We start from the raw sequence: 19,565 nt of genomic DNA, 5'->3' as shown, positions 1-19,565 counted from the left end.
GTCAAGCATGCCTACCCCTGCAAGCGGTACACCGCCACGCGCCTTGCGCTGGGCGGTGGCCGGCTCGGTGATCGTGATGATCGCGGCCGGCGGGTTGTTCTACTACGCCTCGCAACTGGCTGCGGCCAAGCGCAAGGTTCACGGCAATGAAGTCACCGTGACCATCCACCCCCATAGTTGCGAACCCAATGCACTGACGGTACCAGCCGGCTTTAACAGCTTTCGTATCGTCAATGCCTCCGAGCGCGCGGTGGAATGGGAAATTCTCGACGGCGTGCTGGTGGTCGAAGAGCGGGAAAATATCGCCCCGGGCCTGAGCCAGGTGATCAACGCCACACTCCCCCCCGGCGACTACGCGATCACCTGCGGCCTGCTCAGCAATCCGCGCGGCACCCTGCATGTAACCCCGACCGCTGCATCTGAAGCCAGCGCCAGGGCACGCCCCGCCTTGGTGGCATTTATTGGCCCGCTGTCGGAGTTCCGGGTTTACCTGAGCAGCCAGGGCAATGCCCTGACCGAGGCCGTCGATGCCCTGTCCCAGGCCATTGCCGCAGGCGACCTGGCTCAGGCCCAGGCCTTGTATGTACCGGCTCGCGAGGCCTACCAGCGCCTGGCCCCGGCAGCACAGCGCCTGGCCGAACTGGACAACAGCATCAACGCCCGCGCCGACTATTTCGAAAAACGCGAACAGGACCCGGGCTTTATCGGCTTCCACCGCCTTGAGTACGGCCTGTTCGAGCAGCGCAGCACCCAGGGCCTGACGCCCATTGCACAACAGTTGCTGGCCAATAGCGTACTGCTCAAGCAACAGTTGCTGGCCCAGTCGCTGCCGCCCGAGCAACTGGTCAGCATCGTCGCCCGCACCCTGCACAACCTGGCCGACACCCGTGCCAGCAGCGGTGAAGAAGAACGCTACAGCCATATCGACCTCAATGGCTTTGCCGCCAACCTGCAGGTAACGCACAAAGTGGTCGATCTGCTGCGCCCCCTGTTGAACAAGAACAATGCCGATCTGCTGCGCACCATTGATGACGCCAGTGCAGCGCTGGATGCCGAACTCGACGGTTTGAAAACGGCACAGGGCTTCCCCACCTACGACACCGTCAGTGCCGGGCAACGCCAGCAAATCAGTTACAAGGCCAAGGCTCTGGCCGATGCACTCGATGGAATCGATCCCGCCCTCGGCCTTAGCGGCCTGTAATTGCAGACGAGACGCACATGAGCGATTCAGAACACACCCCGAACGAGTTCAACCTGCAACGCCGGCGCATTCTCATGGGCATGGGCGTCGCCGGTGCCGCACTGGCCGGCGGTGCGCTAAGCTGCCCGGCCCTGGCCGCCAGCAACCCCGGCAATGCGCAAGTCGCCCAGGCCCCCAGCAGCGACAAGACCCAGGACCACCACGTCTTTTACGGCCAGCACCAGAACGGTATCGTCACCCCGCGCCCGGCCGCAGGCATGCTGGTGGCCTTTGATGTGCTGGCCACGAACCGTGAAGACCTCGAACGCCTGCTGCGCACCCTCAATGAGCGCATTGCCTTTCTGGTAAAAGGCGGGCCGGTCGCCCAGGTCGACCCCAAGCTGCCGCCCGTGGACTCGGGCATCCTGGGCCCGGTGGTCACCCCGGACAACCTGACCATCACCGTCTCCGTGGGCGAGTCCCTGTTTGATGAGCGTTTTGGCCTGTCCAAGGTAAAGCCCAAGCGCCTCAGCCGCATGCAAGGCTTCCCCAACGATGCCCTGGATCCGGCCCAGTGCCACGGCGATTTGAGCCTGCAGTTTTGCGCCAACACCGCAGACACCAATATCCACGCGTTGCGCGACATCGTGAAAAACCTGCCTGACCTGCTGCTGGTGCGCTGGAAACAGGAAGGCACCGTGCCGCCGCAAGCTCCGGCCAAGCCCGGTGAACCGGCGCAAAGTGCCCGTAACTTCCTGGGCTTTCGTGACGGCTCGGCCAACCCCGACTCCAACGACAACACGGCCATGAACCAGATCGTCTGGGTCCAGCCCGGCAGCGACGAGCCACAGTGGGCAGTCAATGGCAGCTACCAGGCGGTGCGCATCATCCGCAACTTCGTTGAACGCTGGGACCGCACCCCCCTGCAAGAGCAAGAAAGCATCTTTGGCCGCACCAAGGCCAGCGGCGCGCCTATGGACGGCACCCGGGAAACCGACGTACCGGATTACAGCAAGGACCCCCACGGCAAGCTCACCAAGCTCGACGCCCATATCCGCCTGGCCAACCCGCGCACCGCGCAAACGCGCAACAGCCTGATCCTGCGCCGGCCGTTCAATTATTCCAATGGCGTCAACAAAAACGGCCAGCTGGACATGGGCCTGCTGTTCATTTGCTACCAGCGCGACCTGGAGCAAGGCTTTATCGCCGTGCAAACCCGCCTCAACGGCGAGCCGCTGGAGGAATACCTCAAGCCTGTAGGGGGCGGCTATTTCTTCACCCTGCCGGGCGTACGCGACGGGCAGGATTTTATCGGCCGCTCGCTGCTTGAAGCTGCAACGCGCACCTGAACCTCAACCTCACCGGAAAAAGTCCCATGAAGAAGACCCCGCTCGCACTGTTCCTGGCCCTGGGCTTGCTCCACACCCCGCTCTCGGCATTGGCCGCCACCGCGCCCCTGGACTTGGTGCAACCTGTTTCGGACTACAAGATCTACGTCACCGAGCAACTGGACGAACTGGCCAGCAACACGCAAAAATTCACCGATGCAGTGAAAAAAGGTGATCTGGCCACGGCGAAAAAACTCTATGCGCCAACCCGTGTGTACTACGAGTCGATCGAACCGATTGCCGAGCTGTTCAGCGACCTTGACGCCTCGATCGACTCGCGGGTCGACGATCATGAAAAAGGCGTCACCGCCCCCGATTTCACCGGTTTTCACCGCATCGAATACAGTTTGTTCGCCCAGAACAGCACCCAGGGCCTCGACAAGCTCGCGGACGGCCTGAACAGCGACGTCAAGGACCTGCAAGCCCGCGTGGCCGGGCTGACCTTCCCGCCAGAGAAAGTCGTGGGCGGTGCTGCTGCGCTGATGGAAGAAGTGGCCGCCACCAAGATTTCCGGCGAGGAAGACCGTTACAGCCACACCGACCTGTATGACTTCCAGGGCAACGTCGACGGCGCGAAAAAAATCTTTGACCTGTTCCGCACGCAAATCGAGCAAAGCGACAAGGCCTTCGCTGCCAAGGTGGATAAAAACTTCGCCACGGTGAACACCATCCTGGCCAAATACAAAACCGCCGATGGCGGTTTTGAGACCTACGACAAGGTCAAGGAAAACGACCGCAAGGCCCTTGTCGGACCGGTCAATACCCTGGCTGAAGACCTGTCGACCCTGCGCGGCAAGCTGGGCTTGAACTGATTCAAGGCTTTTTACAGCGCCAACCGATGTGACTCACGTCACATATCCGCAGGTTGGCGCTGTGCCATTATCCCCGTATTTATTACTCACCTGGTTTAAAACCTGCATCAGGTCACTGTTCAAAATCGTTCAAGCAATGTAAGAATCTTCTGATTCATGAAAACCACTCTCGTCCTGTCATGCGAACTTTAGGTACTGTAATTACTTTCCTGAATAGCACCTGTCTAGCGTTTAGAAAGGACGCGCTGTTGATCCAACTTTCATAGGTTTTTCACAAGGAGGCGTTTAACGTATGCAGCAGCCCATCAGGCAAAGCCCGAAGAGTTTGCAACAAAATCATGTAGATAACGCTTTAGAACGACTTTACCTTTGTTAAAAACCGGCTTTACTCGTAAAGGGCCAGAGTCTTTGCAGTGCCCCGAGTTTGGTCAACAAAGACATGTCGTCTTGTGCCATTGAAACTGACTGGAACGAATACCTTGAAACCCTACCCAATCCAGTGTGTGTCGATCGTCATTCCGGTCTACAACGAAGAAGAAAGTTTGCCCGAACTCTTGCGCCGCACCGAAGCCGCCTGCGCCCAACTGAGCCAGGCCTATGAAATCGTGCTGGTCGACGATGGCAGCCGGGACAAGTCGGCGCAAATCCTCGAGGACGCCGCCGCGCGTGAAGGCAGCCCGGTGGTTGCCGTGATCCTCAACCGCAACTACGGCCAGCATGCCGCAATCATGGCCGGCTTTGAGCATTCCAAAGGCGATGTGGTGATCACCCTGGATGCCGACCTGCAAAACCCGCCGGAAGAAATTCCACGGCTGGTGGCACAGGCTGCATTGGGCTACGACGTGGTGGGCACCGTGCGCAACAACCGTCAGGACTCTGCCTGGCGTCGCTGGCCATCACGCCTGATCAACCTCGCTGTGCAACGCTCCACCGGGGTTGCCATGAGCGACTACGGCTGCATGCTGCGCGCCTATCGCCGCAGCATCGTCGACGCCATGCTGGCCTGCCGCGAGCGCAGCACCTTTATCCCGATCCTGGCCAACAGCTTTGCCCGCCACACCACCGAGGTGCTGGTTGAGCACGCCGAGCGCGAGCACGGCGACTCCAAGTACAGCGCCATGCGCCTGATCAACCTGATGTTCGACCTGATCACCTGCATGACCACCACCCCCCTGCGCCTGCTGAGCATCATCGGTTTCAGCATGGCCGCACTGGGCGCGCTGTTCGCTGTCGCGCTGATCATGTTGCGTCTGATCTTCGGTGCAAGCTGGGCAGGCGACGGCACTTTCGTGCTGTTTGCGGTGCTCTTCGTGTTTACCGGTGGCCAATTTATCGGCATGGGCCTTCTGGGTGAATACCTGGGTCGCATGTACAGCGATGTACGTGCACGGCCACGGTTTTTCATCGAAAAAATCGTGCGCGCCGAGCCTGCAACTTCTTCCGTTACACCTAGCAACCCGACTTCTTCTACTTCGACACAGGTCCAATCATGAGTTTGAAAGCCGTTGTTTTCGCCTATCACGATATTGGCTGCACAGGCATCGAAGCCTTGCTCAATGCAGGCTATGAAATTTCTGCTGTGTTCACCCATGCTGACGACCCCAAGGAAAACAACTTCTACGGTTCCGTCGCGCAACTGTGCGCGCGCAAAGGCATCCCGGTCCACGCCCCTGAAGACGCCAACCACCCGCTGTGGATCGAGCGCATTCGCAAGCTGAACGCCGATTACATTTTCTCGTTCTACTACCGCAACCTGCTGGGCGAAGAACTGCTGGCCAGCGTCAGCAAGGGCGCCTTCAACCTGCACGGTTCGCTGCTGCCGCGCTACCGTGGCCGCGCACCGGCCAACTGGGTGCTGGTCAACGGCGAAACCGAAACCGGCGTCACCCTGCACCGCATGGTCAAGCGCGCCGACGCGGGTGACATCCTGGCCCAGCAACGCATCAGCATCGAGCGCTCGGACACCGCCCTGAGCCTGCACGCCAAGCTGCGCGAAACGGCTGCCCAACTGCTGGCCGAGGCCCTGCCGCTGCTGCCGCAAGGCAAGCTGACCGAAACCCCGCAGGACGAATCCAAGGCCACCTACTTCGGTCGCCGCACCCCGGCTGACGGCCTGCTGCAATGGACCCGCCCGGCTGAAGAACTGTTCAACCTGGTGCGCGCTGTCACGCAACCGTACCCGGGCGCCTTCTGCGCCGTGGGCGAGCACAAACTGATCGTCTGGGGCGCCGAAGTGGTTGCCGGCAACCAGGGCCATGCACCTGGCCAGGTTATCAGCTGCGACCCGCTGCGCATTGCCTGCGGCACAGACTCGCTGGTCATCACTGCCGGCCAGCGCAATGACAACGGCCTGTTCCTGAGCGGCCCGCAACTGGCCCGCGAACTGGGCCTGGTGGAAGGTTCGCGCCTGCGTGGCGCTGAGTCCGGCCGCCCGGCACGCCGCACCCGCGTCCTGATCCTGGGCGTCAACGGCTTTATCGGTAACCACCTGTCCGAGCGCCTGCTGCAGGACGACCAGTACGAAGTGTATGGCCTGGACATCGGCTCCGACGCCATCGACCGCCTGCGCAGCCACCCCAACTTCCACTTCGTGGAAGGCGACATCAGCATCCACACCGAGTGGATCGAATACCACATCAAGAAGTGCGACGTGGTCCTGCCGCTGGTGGCGATCGCCACGCCAATCGAATACACCCGCAACCCGTTGCGCGTATTCGAACTGGACTTCGAGGAAAACCTCAAGCTGGTGCGCTACTGCGTCAAGTACAACAAGCGCGTGATCTTCCCGTCCACGTCCGAAGTGTATGGCATGTGCCAGGACAAGAACTTCGACGAAGACACCTCCAACCTGATCGTTGGCCCGATCAACAAGCAACGCTGGATCTACTCGGTCTCCAAGCAGCTGCTGGACCGCGTAATCTGGGCCTACGGCCAGAAAGGCCTGAAGTTCACCCTGTTCCGTCCGTTCAACTGGATGGGCCCGCGCCTTGACCGCCTGGACTCGGCACGGGTTGGCAGCTCGCGCGCTATCACCCAATTGATCCTGCACCTCGTGGAAGGTACCCCGATCCGTCTGGTAGACGGCGGCGAGCAAAAACGCTGCTTCACCGACGTGGCCGACGGCATCGAAGCCCTGGCACGCATCATCGACAACAAGGGTGGCAAGTGCGACGGCCAGATCATCAACATCGGCAACCCGGACAACGAAGCCAGTATTCGTCAACTGGGCGAAGAGTTGCTGCGTCAGTTCGAAGCGCACCCGCTGCGTGACAACTTCCCGCCGTTTGCCGGTTTCCGCGACGTTGAAAGCCAGTCGTTCTACGGCACTGGCTACCAGGACGTGAGCCATCGCAAGCCAAGCGTGGAAAACGCCCGTCGCCTGATCGACTGGACGCCGACCACAGAACTGAGCGAAACCATTGGCAAGACCCTGGACTTCTTCCTGCGTGAAGCCATGGTAGAAATCGCGGAAAAACGCTGATGCAAGCTGGACTACGCATTGATGTCGACACGTACCGCGGAACCCGTGAGGGGGTTCCGCGGTTACTCGAACTGCTCGATGAAGCCCAGATCAAGGCCACGTTTTTTTTCAGTGTGGGGCCGGACAACATGGGCCGCCATTTATGGCGGCTGATCAAGCCCCAGTTTTTCTGGAAAATGATGCGTTCCAAGGCCGCCAGCCTTTATGGCTGGGATATCTTGCTCGCCGGCACCGCTTGGCCGGGCAAACCGATCGGCAAGGATCTGGGGCATTTGATGCGCCAGACCCTGGCCGCTGGCCATGAGGTCGGCCTGCACGCCTGGGATCACCACGGCTGGCAGGCCAACACCGCACGCTGGAGCGAAGCGCAACTGATCGAGCAGATCCGCCGGGGTGTCGACACCCTGAGCGACATCACCGGGGAGGCGGTCGAATGCTCGGCCGCCGCCGGTTGGCGTGCCGACGAACGCGTGGTCCAGGCCAAGGAAACCTTTGGTTTTCGCTACAACAGTGATTGCCGCGGGCACAGTCTGTTTCGGCCAAGGTTGGCCGACGGCAGGCTGGGCGCGCCGCAAATCCCTGTGGATTTACCCACTTTCGATGAAGTGGTCGGGCCAGAGCTGAGTGCCGCCGATTTCAATTCATTCATTCTTGATCGCTTCAGCCCGCAAAAGCTGAATGCGTACACCATTCACGCTGAAGTAGAAGGGATTCTAATGGCCAACGACTTCCGTCAATTGCTGGCGCAAGCCCGTGCACGGGACATTCACTTTCACCCCCTGCGCGACCTGCTCCCCGCCGACCTCGACAGCCTGCCTGCCGGGCAGTTGAGCCGTGGCGTACTGGAAGGCCGTGAAGGCTGGCTGGGAGTGCAAAAGCCATGACGTCACGCTGGACAATACCGCTGCTGGTTCTGGCCTTTATTGCCTTTTACCTGTTGCCGCTGGGTACCCACGGCCTGTGGATCCCGGACGAGACGCGCTATGCGCAAATCGGCCAGCAAATCCTGATCGACGGCAACTGGGTCACGCCGCACTTCATGGACTTGCGCTACTTCGAGAAGCCGATTGCCGGTTACTGGATGATAGCCATCGGCCAGGCCATTTTTGGCGAAAACCTTTTCGGCGTGCGCATTGCCTCGGCCATCGCCACCGGCCTGAGCGTGTTCCTGGCCTATGCCGTAGCCCGCCGCCTGTGGAATGACCCGCGCAAGAGCTTTGCCTGTGCCCTGGTGTACATGACCTTTGGCCTGATTGCCGGCCAGGCCGGTTATTCCAACCTCGATCCGCAGTTTACCCTGTGGGTCAACCTGAGCATGGTAGCGCTGTGGTTTGCCGTCGACAGCCGTTCCAGCCGTGATCGCCTGATCAGCTGGGCCGTGCTGGGCTTTGCCTGCGGCATGGGTTTCATGACCAAGGGCTTCCTGGCCCTGCTGCTGCCGGTACTGATTGCCCTGCCCTACATGCTGTGGCAAAAGCGCTTCCTGGAGCTGGTCAAGTACGGCCTGGTGGCCATGCTGGTTGCGGCCATTGTCTCGTTGCCGTGGGTGCTGGCAGTACACGCCCAGGAGCCTGACTACTGGCGTTTCTTCTTCTGGCACGAGCATATCCGCCGCTTTGCCGGTGACGATGCCCAGCACGGACGCCCGTGGTGGTTCTACCTGCCGCTGCTGGTGGTCTCCAGCCTGCCTTGGGCAGCCCTGCTGCCGGTGGCCTTCAAGGACGCCTGGAGCAACAAGCGTCATGCAAGCATCGTCTTCGTGCTGTTGTGGCTGCTGCTGCCGCTGGGCTTGTTCAGCCTGAGCAAGGGCAAGCTGCCGACCTATATCATGCCGTGCATGTTGCCGCTGGCACTGCTGCTGGGCCACGCGATGATGCAACGGGTTGAGCAGGCCAAAACCTGCGCCCTGCGCTTCAATGGCGCGCTCAACCTGATCGGCGGCAGCGCGGCATTGCTGGCCCTGGTGTACTTCCAGGTCAAGCAGCCGTTCTATGACAACGAACCGCTGCACATGGCCCTGCTGGTCGTGGTGCTGCTGACGTGGATCATTACCGGCCTGCTGACATTGGCCAAACCGCTGAAAATGTGGGCTGCGCCGGCGCTGGCAATGGGTGTTCTGGTTCTGGTACTGCCGGCCGCCATGCCGACCAGCGTGGTGCACAACAAAATGCCCGATCAGTTCGTGCTTGAGCATATGGATGAGCTGTCCCAGGCCAAAACCTTCCTCAGTAACGACCTGGGCGCTGCTTCTGCCCTGGCCTGGCGCCTGCGCCGCCCCGACGTGACGCTCTACAACACCCAGGGTGAGGTCAAGTACGGCCTGACCTACGACGATGCCAAGGGCAAAAGCATTGGCCTGGCCGAAGTGGGCCCGTGGATGGCTGATGCCCGCCGCAAAGGCCCGGTCGGCGTGGTGATGCGCGTCAAGGACAGCGATGAAAGCCATGAAATGGACGAGCTGCCCAAAGATGCCAAACGTTATGACGAAGGCAACATGGTGATTCTGATTTACCCGCAGATTGCTCCATGACCCTGACGCTATTGCTGTTGGCATGCCTGTTGACCTGTGCCGGCCAGATCGCCCAGAAGTACGCGGTCGAAGGCTGGCGCGGGGTTGAAACCGGGATAGGGCAGAAACTGCGCTCGCCCTGGTTATGGCTGGCGCTGCTGTGCCTGGGCCTGGGCTTGCTGGTGTGGTTGCTGGTGTTGCAACGGCTTGAGGTCGGGGTTGCCTACCCGATGCTCAGCCTGAATTTTGTACTGATCACCCTGGTGGCCCGCTACCTGTTCAAGGAAACCATCGACCTGCGCCATTGGCTGGGCGTCGGGCTGGTGATCGCCGGGGTGGTTTTGCTGGGGCAACACGCATGAGCCTGTACCGTGGATTTGCTTTTGCTTCAGGCAGCGTGTTGCTGGTCAGTGGCGCCCAACTGGGCATGCGCTGGAGCATGACGCGCCTGCCCGAGCCGGCTCAATGGCTGGCCGCCATCAGCCAGGGCGATGTCTCTCTGATGGCTTTGGCCGTGGTGTTTGCCGCAATCGTTGCGTATGCCCTGTCGATGCTGTGCTGGTTGCTGGCCCTGCGCGACTTGCCGCTGGGCCGCGCCTATTCGCTGCTGAGTATCAGTTATGCATTGGTTTACCTGCTGGCGGCGAGCCTGCCGGTTTTCCATGAAAGCTTCACCCTTTCAAAAACCCTTGGAGTGACACTGGTCATTCTGGGGGTGCTGACCATCAATTCTCGACGTACCCGCAGGAACTGCGCATGAAAATCAGTGTATTTGGTAGTGGTTATGTAGGCCTGGTGCAGGCGACGGTTCTGGCGGAAGTCGGCCACGATGTGATCTGCATGGACATTGACCAGAAAAAGGTCGAGTCGCTGCAACAAGGCCACGTGAGCATTTTCGAGCCGGGGCTGTCTGCCCTGGTTCGCGAAAACCTCGAAAGCAAACGCCTGCGCTTTACCAGCGATGAAAAAACTGCCGTCGAACACGGCCAGGTGCTGTTTATCGCCGTAGGCACGCCGCCAAGCGAAGATGGCTCGGCTGACCTGGGCCAGGTGTTCTCCGTAGGTGACGCCGTTGCCCGCCACCGCAAGGAGCCGCTGATCCTGGTCGAGAAGTCCACCGTGCCCGTGGGCACCGGCGACGCGCTGACCGCCCATATCAACAAGGCCCTGGAACAGGCCGGGCGCACACTGCAATTTGACGTGGTGTCCAACCCGGAATTCCTCAAGGAAGGCTCCGCCGTCACCGACTGCCGTCGCCCGGACCGCATCATCATTGGCTGCGCCCGCGAAGAAGTACGCGAGGTCATGCGTGACCTGTACGCCCCGTTCAACCGCAACCATGACCGCATCATTTTCATGGACCTGCGCAGCGCCGAGCTGACCAAGTACGCCGCCAACTGCATGCTGGCGACCAAGATCAGCTTTATCAACCAGATTGCCGAACTGGCCGAGCACCTGGGGGCCGACATTGAAGCCGTGCGCCTGGGCATTGGCGCCGACCAGCGCATTGGTTATCACTTCATCTACCCGGGCTGTGGCTATGGCGGCTCGTGCTTCCCCAAAGACATGCGCGCGCTGATCCACAGTGCCCAGCAGGTCAATTGCTCCAGCGATTTGCTGCAAGCGGTCGAAGCGATCAACGAGCGGCAGAAGCACAAGCTGTTCGAGCGCATCAACGCGTTCTTCAAGGGCAACCTTGAGGGCAAGACCTTTGCGTTATGGGGGCTGGCGTTCAAACCCAACACCGATGACATGCGCGACGCACCCAGCCGCGTATTGATGGAGGCCTTGTGGGCTGCCGGGGCCAACGTGCGCGCCTTCGACCCCGAAGCCATGCAGGAAACCCAGCGCCTGTACGGCGACGAGCCGCGTCTTAGCCTGATGGGCACGCCGGAGTCGACCCTCAACGGCGCCGACGCATTGATCGTGTGTACCGAGTGGCAGCAATTCAAGGCGCCGGACTTCGACCTGATCAAGCAACGTCTGAATACTCCGGTGATCTTTGACGGGCGTAACCTGTATGACGGTGAGCGGCTGGCCAAGATCGGCTTGCAGTACTTCCCGATGGGACGAGGCGAGTCCTGCAACTTGCCGGTAGGCTCGACAGCCCTTTGATGATCTAGCAGCGCCGCCATTGGCAACAATGGCGGCGTTTTCATGTGCGCTGCGATGAGTCAAGGAGACTCGACATGCCTGCCGCTTTTACCTCCCCAACCCTGCTCACCCTGCGCAGGCAATCGCTGATGCTGGGCGCGCTCGCCCTGCTGCTGTTTATCCTGGGCAATCATCAGGAGGCAGCGATCGGCTTTGACTCGCGCTTTGTCATGTTTGCCAACGAAATGTTGCGCAACGGCCCCGGGTTTTTCCCGACCACCTATGGCCAGCCCTATGCGGATTACAGCGCCACCTCGACCGTGATCACCTGGTTGCTGTCGCTGCCTTTCGGCAAAGTCACCAGCCTGACCGCATGGCTGCCGTCGGCCTTTGCCAGCGCCACGATTGTGACCTTGATGTATCGCCTGGTTGCAGCGCAATCGCGAACCTGGGCGCTGGTCAGCGTTGCGCTGCTGTTATTGAGCATGACTTTTGTCACCGAAACCCGTGCGGTATCGTTGGACCAGATGCTCGCCGCCGTCAGTTTCAGTGCCTTTTACCTAGCCTACTCCCATGATCACTTTGCTGCACCGCGCCGACATTTCTGGCTGCTGGCCCTGCTGGTGCTGGGCTTCGCCATTCGCGGCCCGATCGGCCTGGTGATCCCCACCGGTATCCTGTGCAGTTACTACCTGCTCAATGGCCAATGGCGCCGCCTGATCAGCTTCGGGCTGCAAGCGCTGGTCCTGCTGATTGCGTGCATTGGCACCCTGCTGCTGCTGGCCTGGCTCAGTGGCGGCGAAGCCTTTGTTCACGAAGTGATCCGCATGCAAGTGACCGGGCGCATGGACGGCACCGAAGGCGCCAGTAGCGTGCTGTATTACTTCACCAGTTCCATGGGCAACTACGCGCTGGCCTACCCGCTCGCCGTGGCGGCGTTGCTGGCAATCCTGATTGCCGGGCGCAACCATTCTGGCCCGGCCTTGCAACTGGTCAAATACTGCGTAGCCGCGGGGTTGATCGTGATGATCGGGCTGTCGATTCCCCAGGCGAAAAAAGCCCGCTACCTGCTGCCCATGTTGCCGATGGCCGCGATTATTGCGGCCTACCCGTTCCAGGTCGTGAACGGGCGAGTGTTTGCTGGCCTGCGCGGCTTGATTCAAGGGTTGTTCCTGCTGCTGCCGGGCTTGCTGATAATCGGCCTGGTGGTGGTACGCAAGCGTTTTGGCGATGAGTTGCCGTCCCTGACGGTTATTTTCGTCGTGCTGGCGGTTCTGCAGGTGCTGGCCATTGCCTTGTTGTTCAAGGCCAAATGGCGTGTTGCCGGGCTGGCAGCCTGCGCCGTACTGGCGCTGTGGAGCAGCTACATCATGGTCTTCGAGCCCGCCGAGCACAGCCTGTATGACACCCGCACCTTCACCCAAAAAGCCCTGCAGTTGATCGACCAGGCCCCGGCGCCAGTAGTGCTGCACGGCATGGGCAAGGACGCCAAGGCGATCAAGTTCATGGTCAACGTCAACCGTGACCTGCTGCCACTGTTCACCCAGTCGCCAGCAGAGCTTGCAGCCTTGCCACCCCCGGCCTGGATCATCATGGACCTCAAGGATTATCAAGCCCTGCAAGGCACCGCGCTGGGCAATCTGGCCCCGGCACTGAGCGGGCGCTTCGACAAGAACGACTACGTGTTGCTGCATTTGCCTTGACCCTGTGGGAGCGGGCTTGCCCGCGATGCAAGCGCTGCGGTCTGTCAGGCAGTGCGCGTCGATACCATCGCGGGCAAGCCCGCTCCCACAACTACGGCAAAACGCCAGAGCACAAACATTGCGGCTGCGGTTACAATCCCCGCCCTTCTCTCTCATCCCAGGAATCCCAATGTCAGGGCTCGAACTGTTTGCCGCCGCACTCGGCGTCATTGCCGTCTGGTTGACAGTCAAACAAAACCCCTGGTGCTGGCCCATTGGCCTGGTGATGGTGCTGCTCTACAGCTGGATCTTTTTCGAGATCAAACTCTATTCGGCCATGCTGCTGCAGGTGTTTTTTGCCCTGTTGCAAGTCTATGGCTGGTGGCAATGGACTCGCGCAGGTGCGCAACACGAAGGCCGTGTGGTCAGCCGATTAAGCCCGTTGCAAGTACTCGGCGGCGTTGGTGCAGGCGCCATCGGCAGCGTTGCACTGGGCGCAGCAATGGCCCATTGGACAGACTCCACTTACCCCTGGTCAGATGCCACCCTGACTGCCTTCAGCCTGGTCGCCCAGTTGTGGATGGCGCAAAAACGCCTGCAGTGCTGGGCACTGTGGTGCGTGATTGACGTGCTCTACATCGGTTTTTTTGCCTGGCAAGACCTGTACCTGACGGCCGGCCTTTACGCGCTGTTCACTGTGATTGCGATCCAGGGCTGGCGTGACTGGCACCGCGACCCGGCGCTGCGCACATGAAGGTGGTGGTACTGGCCGGGCCGGAATCGAGCGGTAAAAGCTGGCTGTCGGCGCTGCTGCAACAGCGCTTTGGCGGCATTTTGGTGGGCGAATACGTCCGCTATTTTATCGAACAGAACCCCCGCGATACCTGCCTGGCCGATATCCCGGCCATTGCTCGCGGCCAGTTGCAATGGGAAGACCAGGCCCGCGCCCAGCAGCCCGAACTGCTGATTCTGGACACCCACTTGCTGAGCAATATCCTCTGGAGCAAAACCCTGTTCGATGATTGCCCGGCCTGGCTCGAAACCGAACTGCTCAAGCGCCATTACGACCTGCACTTGCTGCTGTCACCCGACGATGTGGAGTGGACCGCCGACGGCCAGCGCTGCCAACCGTCGCTGGCAGAGCGCCAGGCGTTTTTCGCGGCCAGTTATCAATGGCTGACCGAACATCACCAGCCCCTGCAAGTCATTACAGGCGACTGGCAGGCCCGGCAACTACAAGCCTGCGCGGCGGTAAAACAATTAATCAGCGGCCAGGAAACTTATTCAACAAGTATTAGTCAGTAAGTTATAGCGTTTGGATGCAGGCCATAACCTTAATGGTTTCAGCACTTGGAAACTGTCCACTATTGATACATGCAAAACCTTAAGGGCCTCTACAACGGGGCTTTCATAGCTTTGCGAGGCACTTGTAAAGCCCCTGAAACACCCGCTCTTATTGTTTTAAAACAGGCAAGTTATTGTTAACAATAGACTTGATCCGCGCCGGTCATTCTCAGGTTCTTTACACAGGTTGAGTGGCCAAACAGTCGCCGTGCGTTCAGTGCCTGTTTTCTAACATTAAATTAAAAGTGGCACAGCTCATGCTCCTTCCTTATCACGCTGACCAGGGCCAGCGTCGAACAAGGGGGCACGATCATGGGATCTATCTGTCGAGGCAATCATTACCTGCTGCTGGCTTGCAGCCTAAGCGCCTTGCTGGGCGTCTACAGCACCGTACAGGCCGCCGGTAATGGCGAGATCGTACTGACCCGTACCGTACAGCCTCACCCTGTGGGCAATCCGCCCATGCATCCCGATCCCGATCCTACCACCGTCAATGCCAGCCCGTCCGCCCAGATCATGGGGGCAACCCGTGAACTCAGTGACGGTGATTTTGCCGGCGTCAGCACAGGCCCCTCGATCAATCACGCCATGATGCATAACGGCAGCACACTGCCCGGGCTCGACACCAGCAACGGGCTGCCAGGCATGAGCAATGGTCATGGCGGCGGTAGCGGCGGCACGATGTCCAATACCATCGGCAACAGCATTGAACAGGGTATGCGCCCGCTCTCTGCATTGAGCCAGGGGAAATGACATGACCGTCTGCCGCCTGCCCCTGCTGATTGCCGCGCTGGTTGCCAGCTCCACCATACTGGCCGCCGCCGACAACGCCACGATCGACAATTCCGGCGCCGGTTACCACGGCAACGTCACCGTCAACCAGGCATCCGGCGACCAGCAGCAGCAGGTCAACGTGCGCGCCGTGGCCATCGGTACCGCGGCCAAGGCCACCACCTCCGTCAGCCAGAAGCTCAATACCCCGGGCGACCCCTCGCTCAATGCCAGGGCATCGATTGGCGGCAACTCATTCAGTAACGGCAGCGGCGTGATCGGTATCAACCAGTCCGCCGGAGCCAACAACCAGATGGTCAATGCAGTGCGGATCGGCATCAGCGCCCAGCCGCAAGGCGTAGACGACAGCGCCCTGTCACAACAGAACGTGGCGCTTCCAGACTCGGGTTCTGCACCCCCTGCCAGCGGCAGTCGCCAGGTCGTCACCGGCGATCAGGCCTTCACCGGCAGCCGTGGGGTGGTGCAGTTGAACCAGAGTGCAGGGGTGGGGAACCGCATGGCTAACACCCTAAATTTGCGGGTTGCTGACTGACCCGACAACAACGCAGTGCAATTAGAAAGTGCCAACACTTAACACAACTAATGAAGCACGGAGAATCACCATGAAACATTCAAGCGCTCTGAAACCTCTGGCTTTTGCTCTGGCCGCAATCATTTCCGTAGCGGCACAAGCAGGTGGCGGCCACAACGATGGCCCACCTCCATACACCATGGACCCGAATGCGGGTGCAGCGGCTGTCGTCAATGACGCGCAAAACAGTCACAACAACAATGTTTCCAACAAAGCCACCCAAAACACTGCGACCATCAAAAACTCGATCAAGGGTTCCGAGGGCAACGTGGGCGCCAACTCCGCGGCAGGCACAGGCAACCAACAAGACAACTCGGTGGCCATCGCCACCGCAGACGAAAGTTTTGTGTTCGGTACTGCGGCAGCCCTGACCAACGCTACCCAGACCAACAGTCACAACACTTCGCACAACTACGGCACCCAAAACAATGCCTCGCTCGACAGTTCCGGCAGCGGCGCTTCGGGCAACGTCGGTGCCAACGTTGCAGCCGGCGACTTCAACCAACAGAAAAACAACCTGGCCATCGCCGTGTCCAACGGCCGCATAGCCACCGCAGGTGCCAACACCTCGCAAACCTCCAACAACCTGTCGGTGATCAACGAAGCCGGTGCTTCTTACCTGAGCAATGTGTCCACTTGGGACCATGATCATGGCCACGGTGGCAACAACACCCCTGTCACCAACAATGCCTCCATGACCGGTTCGTTCAATGGTCTCTCGGGCAATGGCGGTGCCAACATCGCAGCCGGTGTGGGCAACCAACAAAGCAACTCCCTGTCCATCGCTGCAGGCTGCAAAGCTTGCATGTAATGGCGACAGCAAAAGGAGGGTCCCGTTTACGGGGCCCTTTCTCTACACCCAAGGCGTACTGATCATGCGTATTGTCGCCCTCAGCTTCATGCTCTGTCTGGCCGGCATGGCCCAGGCGGCACAGATGCCGGTTGCCGCCATGCCGGGTGGCATGCTGGTTTACAAGCACGTGCAGAGCATTCGTGAGCGGCGTTTTGCAGATATCGTCGAACAGAAGACCGACTTCAGTTGTGGTGCTGCCGCGCTGGCCACCGTGCTGCGCCAGGCCTACTGGCTGGATGTCAACGAAGACCAGATCATCAAGGGGATGCTGGCCCATGCAGACCAGGATCTTGTGCGTACCCAAGGGTTTTCCATGCTCGACATGAAACGCTACGTCGAAAGCATCGGCATGCGCGCCCGGGGTTACCGGATCCCGGCACAAAGCCTGGAAAGCGTGAACATTCCTGTTGTAGTGCTGCTCGACATTCGCGGCTACAAGCACTTTGTCGTGATGCAGCGAGCGCAAAAAGACTGGGTGTATATCGGCGACCCGGTGCTTGGCCACAAACGCTACTCCCATGAAGATTTCCTCAAGGGCTGGAACGGCATTGTGTTCGCCATCATCGGTCCCGGTTACGACAAGACCAATGCGCTACTGACGCCCCCTGCTCCACTGACCGCGAAAAACCAGCTGGATGCTTTCAGCCCGGTCAAAGATGCAGAACTCATGGACTTCGGTTTTATCCAAAGCGACTTTTTTTAGGTGCGCAGCATGACTACGGAGCCCCGGGCTCCTGGAGCAGCACATGAAAATGCCCATCTGGCTGATTGCCGCCTGCCTTGCGACCAGCCTGCCCGTCCAGGCAGCATCGGCCTTTAAACCGGTCGAATTGAAAGACCAGGAAATGTCCGAACTACGGGGCCGTTTTGTCATGCCCGGGCGCATCATCAGTTTCGGCGTGGTGATGAACAGCACCTGGACCAGCAGCAATGGTGATGTTATCGGCGCCAAGACCTCCATGACCGTACAAAGCACCGTTGAGCCCCAGTTCTATGTTTCCACCTACAGCTCGGCCGGTAACGGCGCTCACGTGTCTGCAGGGACCGGCTCGGTGACTGGCGGCGCGGGGCTGACCACGGGCCAGGGCGTCACCCAGAGCGTCAGGGCTGCGGGCGACAACAACACTGCCTACAACAACGTCGACATCAATGTCAGCGAGGCCAACCAGGCCCCTGTGGTCAGCCAGCAAGGCACTTTGCTCACCGCCGGCAACCCCGTCACCCAAACGGGCGGTGCTGGCAACCTGACCGTTTCCGCAACCGGTGGTGGCGTGCAGATGGCGATCCAGGCGAACAACAACCAGGGCAGTTCATTGCAACAAATCGCCCAAGGGGGCGTGTTGCAGAACACTACGCTACTGGGCGGCAGCAATGTGGTTAACAACCTCACCCAACTTAATGTGGTACTGCGCAACAACTTGCCCAGCACAGGTGCGCTGAACTGTGACCTGAATCCCTTAAAAGGTCTTCGCAATACGGGATATTGAACTAGGCTCAATTTCTTACAATTCGAGTTATTGTGGACGGCCTATTTCATGCATCGAACGCTTACCTTTCGCGCAGTTGTATGTATGAGCACTCTTTTCCCGTCAGCCCTGCTCTATGCAGCGCCTGATAGCGATGTAGAGCTACTAAAAAAAGAACTCATGGAGCTTCGCCAGCGTTACGATCAGCAACAAAAAGCCCTGGCTGTACTTGAACAGCGGGTTCGACAAGTGGAAGACCAGCCTGCAGCCCCGCCGCCCAAGCGACTGGCCAAGTCCCCGGCCGACATGAAAGGCAATCAGGGCATCGCCGCAGCCGCAGCCAGTGGTGGCGCGGCAGGTGGCGCGGGCGCTGCGGCGGTATCGGGCAGTTCTTATGGGCAAGCGCTCAAGGATGACTCCGCCCCGGCGCAAAGCGTGGTCAACCTCTACGATGAGGCCAGCGGGTTCTTCGGCGGTGGCAAGTTCAGCTTCGAAACCGGTATCACCTATTCACGCTATGACACTCGCCAACTGATCCTCAATGGTTTCCTGGCCCTGGACTCGATCTTCCTGGGCAACCTGAACCTGGACCGGATCAAGGCCGACAACTGGACCCTGGACCTCACGGGTCGCTATAACCTCGATAACCGCTGGCAATTCGACGTCAACGTGCCGGTGATTTACCGCGAGTCGACCTACCAGTCGGGCGGTGCCAATGGCGGTGATGCGCAAGCCACATCCGAGCAGACGGTCACCCGCGACCCGACCATCGGCGACGTCAACTTCGGCGTGGCCTACAAGTTCCTCGACGAGTCGGTCAACACCCCGGATGCGGTCTTCAGCGTGCGGGTCAAGGCACCTACCGGCAAGGACCCGTTCGGCATCAAGCTGATTCCATCGCCTGACAACACCAACATCTTCACCCCCGAAGACCTGCCGACCGGCAATGGCGTGTGGTCGATCAGCCCGGCCATTTCCCTGGTCAAGACCTTCGACCCGGCCGTGCTGTTCGGCACCCTGTCGTACACCCATAACCTGGAAGAGTCATTTGGCGACATCAGCTCCACGCAAAACCTCAAGCAGCCGGGCAAGGTCAAGTTGGGGGACAGCTTTCAGATCGGCGCGGGGGTAGCTTTTGCCCTCAACGAAAAAATGAGTATGTCGTTCTCCGTATCCGACCTGATCCAGAAAAAAAGCAAGCTCAAGCAGGATGGCGAGAGCTGGCAAACCGTCGCCACCAGCGATGCCAACGCCGGCTATTTCAACGTCGGCATGACGATTGCCGCTACCAACAACCTGACCATCGTGCCCAACCTGTCGATCGGCATGACCGAAGATGCACCGGACTTCACCTTCAGCCTGAAATTCCCGTACTACTTCTAGACCACAAAAA

The 19,565-nt window shown here is 59.9% G+C and carries 19 protein-coding genes; all 19 read left to right on the top strand.

The features are described 5' to 3' along the window. Window positions 1-7 precede the first annotated feature (7 nt). Complete coding sequence (gene efeO / locus BFC21_RS05495; protein WP_088377364.1) at window positions 8-1,201, top strand: iron uptake system protein EfeO; 1,194 nt, start codon at window positions 8-10, stop codon at window positions 1,199-1,201. A gap of 17 nt (window positions 1,202-1,218) precedes the next feature. Next, window positions 1,219-2,529 carry an iron uptake transporter deferrochelatase/peroxidase subunit gene (gene efeB, locus BFC21_RS05490; protein WP_088377363.1) on the top strand — a complete coding sequence of 437 codons (1,311 nt, stop codon included), beginning with the start codon at window positions 1,219-1,221 and terminating at the stop codon, window positions 2,527-2,529. A gap of 26 nt (window positions 2,530-2,555) precedes the next feature. After that, entirely contained in the window at window positions 2,556-3,380 is an 825-nt protein-coding gene (gene efeO, locus BFC21_RS05485; protein WP_086797094.1) for an iron uptake system protein EfeO, read from the top strand. 479 nt (window positions 3,381-3,859) lie between these two features. Beyond that, complete coding sequence (gene arnC, locus BFC21_RS05480; protein WP_088377362.1) at window positions 3,860-4,873, top strand: undecaprenyl-phosphate 4-deoxy-4-formamido-L-arabinose transferase; 1,014 nt, start codon at window positions 3,860-3,862, stop codon at window positions 4,871-4,873. Beyond that, on the top strand, window positions 4,870-6,861 hold the full coding sequence (gene arnA, locus BFC21_RS05475) for a bifunctional UDP-4-amino-4-deoxy-L-arabinose formyltransferase/UDP-glucuronic acid oxidase ArnA (RefSeq protein WP_120265776.1): 1,992 nt from the start codon (window positions 4,870-4,872) through the stop codon (window positions 6,859-6,861). Before arnC ends, arnA begins: the two co-directional genes overlap by 4 nt. Further along, the gene (gene arnD, locus BFC21_RS05470) at window positions 6,861-7,745 is read left to right on the top strand and encodes a 4-deoxy-4-formamido-L-arabinose-phosphoundecaprenol deformylase (RefSeq protein ID WP_086797092.1); all 885 of its coding nucleotides are present in this window, start codon (window positions 6,861-6,863) and stop codon (window positions 7,743-7,745) included. Before arnA ends, arnD begins: the two co-directional genes overlap by 1 nt. After that, the gene (arnT, locus tag BFC21_RS05465; RefSeq protein WP_088377360.1) at window positions 7,742-9,391 is read left to right on the top strand and encodes a lipid IV(A) 4-amino-4-deoxy-L-arabinosyltransferase; all 1,650 of its coding nucleotides are present in this window, start codon (window positions 7,742-7,744) and stop codon (window positions 9,389-9,391) included. The genes arnD and arnT overlap by 4 nt, the downstream gene beginning before the upstream one ends. After that, window positions 9,388-9,732, top strand: coding sequence for a 4-amino-4-deoxy-L-arabinose-phosphoundecaprenol flippase subunit ArnE (gene arnE / locus BFC21_RS05460; protein WP_095004896.1), 345 nt, complete (start codon window positions 9,388-9,390; stop codon window positions 9,730-9,732). Before arnT ends, arnE begins: the two co-directional genes overlap by 4 nt. Continuing rightward, complete coding sequence (gene arnF, locus BFC21_RS05455; protein ID WP_016780880.1) at window positions 9,729-10,130, top strand: 4-amino-4-deoxy-L-arabinose-phosphoundecaprenol flippase subunit ArnF; 402 nt, start codon at window positions 9,729-9,731, stop codon at window positions 10,128-10,130. The genes arnE and arnF overlap by 4 nt, the downstream gene beginning before the upstream one ends. Then, window positions 10,127-11,485, top strand: a complete 1,359-nt coding sequence (locus tag BFC21_RS05450) for a UDP-glucose/GDP-mannose dehydrogenase family protein (RefSeq protein ID WP_088377358.1) — start codon at window positions 10,127-10,129, stop codon at window positions 11,483-11,485. Before arnF ends, BFC21_RS05450 begins: the two co-directional genes overlap by 4 nt. A 74-nt stretch (window positions 11,486-11,559) precedes the next feature. Then, on the top strand, window positions 11,560-13,167 hold the full coding sequence (locus BFC21_RS05445; protein WP_088377357.1) for a glycosyltransferase family 39 protein: 1,608 nt from the start codon (window positions 11,560-11,562) through the stop codon (window positions 13,165-13,167). Window positions 13,168-13,336: 169 nt separating this feature from the next. Further along, on the top strand, window positions 13,337-13,900 hold the full coding sequence (gene pnuC, locus BFC21_RS05440; protein WP_120265775.1) for a nicotinamide riboside transporter PnuC: 564 nt from the start codon (window positions 13,337-13,339) through the stop codon (window positions 13,898-13,900). Continuing rightward, window positions 13,897-14,451: an AAA family ATPase gene (locus tag BFC21_RS05435; RefSeq protein ID WP_120265774.1), complete on the top strand. Its 555-nt coding sequence runs from the start codon at window positions 13,897-13,899 to the stop codon at window positions 14,449-14,451. The genes pnuC and BFC21_RS05435 overlap by 4 nt, the downstream gene beginning before the upstream one ends. 351 nt (window positions 14,452-14,802) lie before the next feature. Then, entirely contained in the window at window positions 14,803-15,243 is a 441-nt protein-coding gene (locus BFC21_RS05430) for a hypothetical protein (RefSeq protein WP_095004890.1), read from the top strand. A 1-nt stretch (window position 15,244) separates the two neighbouring features. After that, window positions 15,245-15,814, top strand: coding sequence for an adhesin (locus BFC21_RS05425; protein ID WP_095004889.1), 570 nt, complete (start codon window positions 15,245-15,247; stop codon window positions 15,812-15,814). Window positions 15,815-15,884: 70 nt separating this feature from the next. Next, window positions 15,885-16,664, top strand: a complete 780-nt coding sequence (locus BFC21_RS05420; protein WP_095004888.1) for a hypothetical protein — start codon at window positions 15,885-15,887, stop codon at window positions 16,662-16,664. 64 nt (window positions 16,665-16,728) lie between these two features. Continuing rightward, the gene (locus BFC21_RS05415; RefSeq protein ID WP_095004887.1) at window positions 16,729-17,409 is read left to right on the top strand and encodes a C39 family peptidase; all 681 of its coding nucleotides are present in this window, start codon (window positions 16,729-16,731) and stop codon (window positions 17,407-17,409) included. Between the two features lie 43 nt (window positions 17,410-17,452). Continuing rightward, window positions 17,453-18,193, top strand: a complete 741-nt coding sequence (locus BFC21_RS05410; RefSeq protein WP_120265773.1) for a hypothetical protein — start codon at window positions 17,453-17,455, stop codon at window positions 18,191-18,193. Window positions 18,194-18,241: 48 nt separating this feature from the next. Beyond that, window positions 18,242-19,555 (top strand): hypothetical protein, encoded by a 1,314-nt coding sequence (locus tag BFC21_RS05405; protein ID WP_095004885.1) that lies wholly within the window; start codon window positions 18,242-18,244, stop codon window positions 19,553-19,555. Window positions 19,556-19,565 lie beyond the last annotated feature (10 nt).

Origin of the sequence: Pseudomonas sp. TMW 2.1634 (assembly GCF_001703595.1) — a bacterium.
In the GTDB taxonomy this organism is placed as follows: Bacteria; Pseudomonadota; Gammaproteobacteria; order Pseudomonadales; family Pseudomonadaceae; genus Aquipseudomonas; species Aquipseudomonas fragi.
This window is presented reverse-complemented; position numbering and strand designations above follow the sequence as displayed.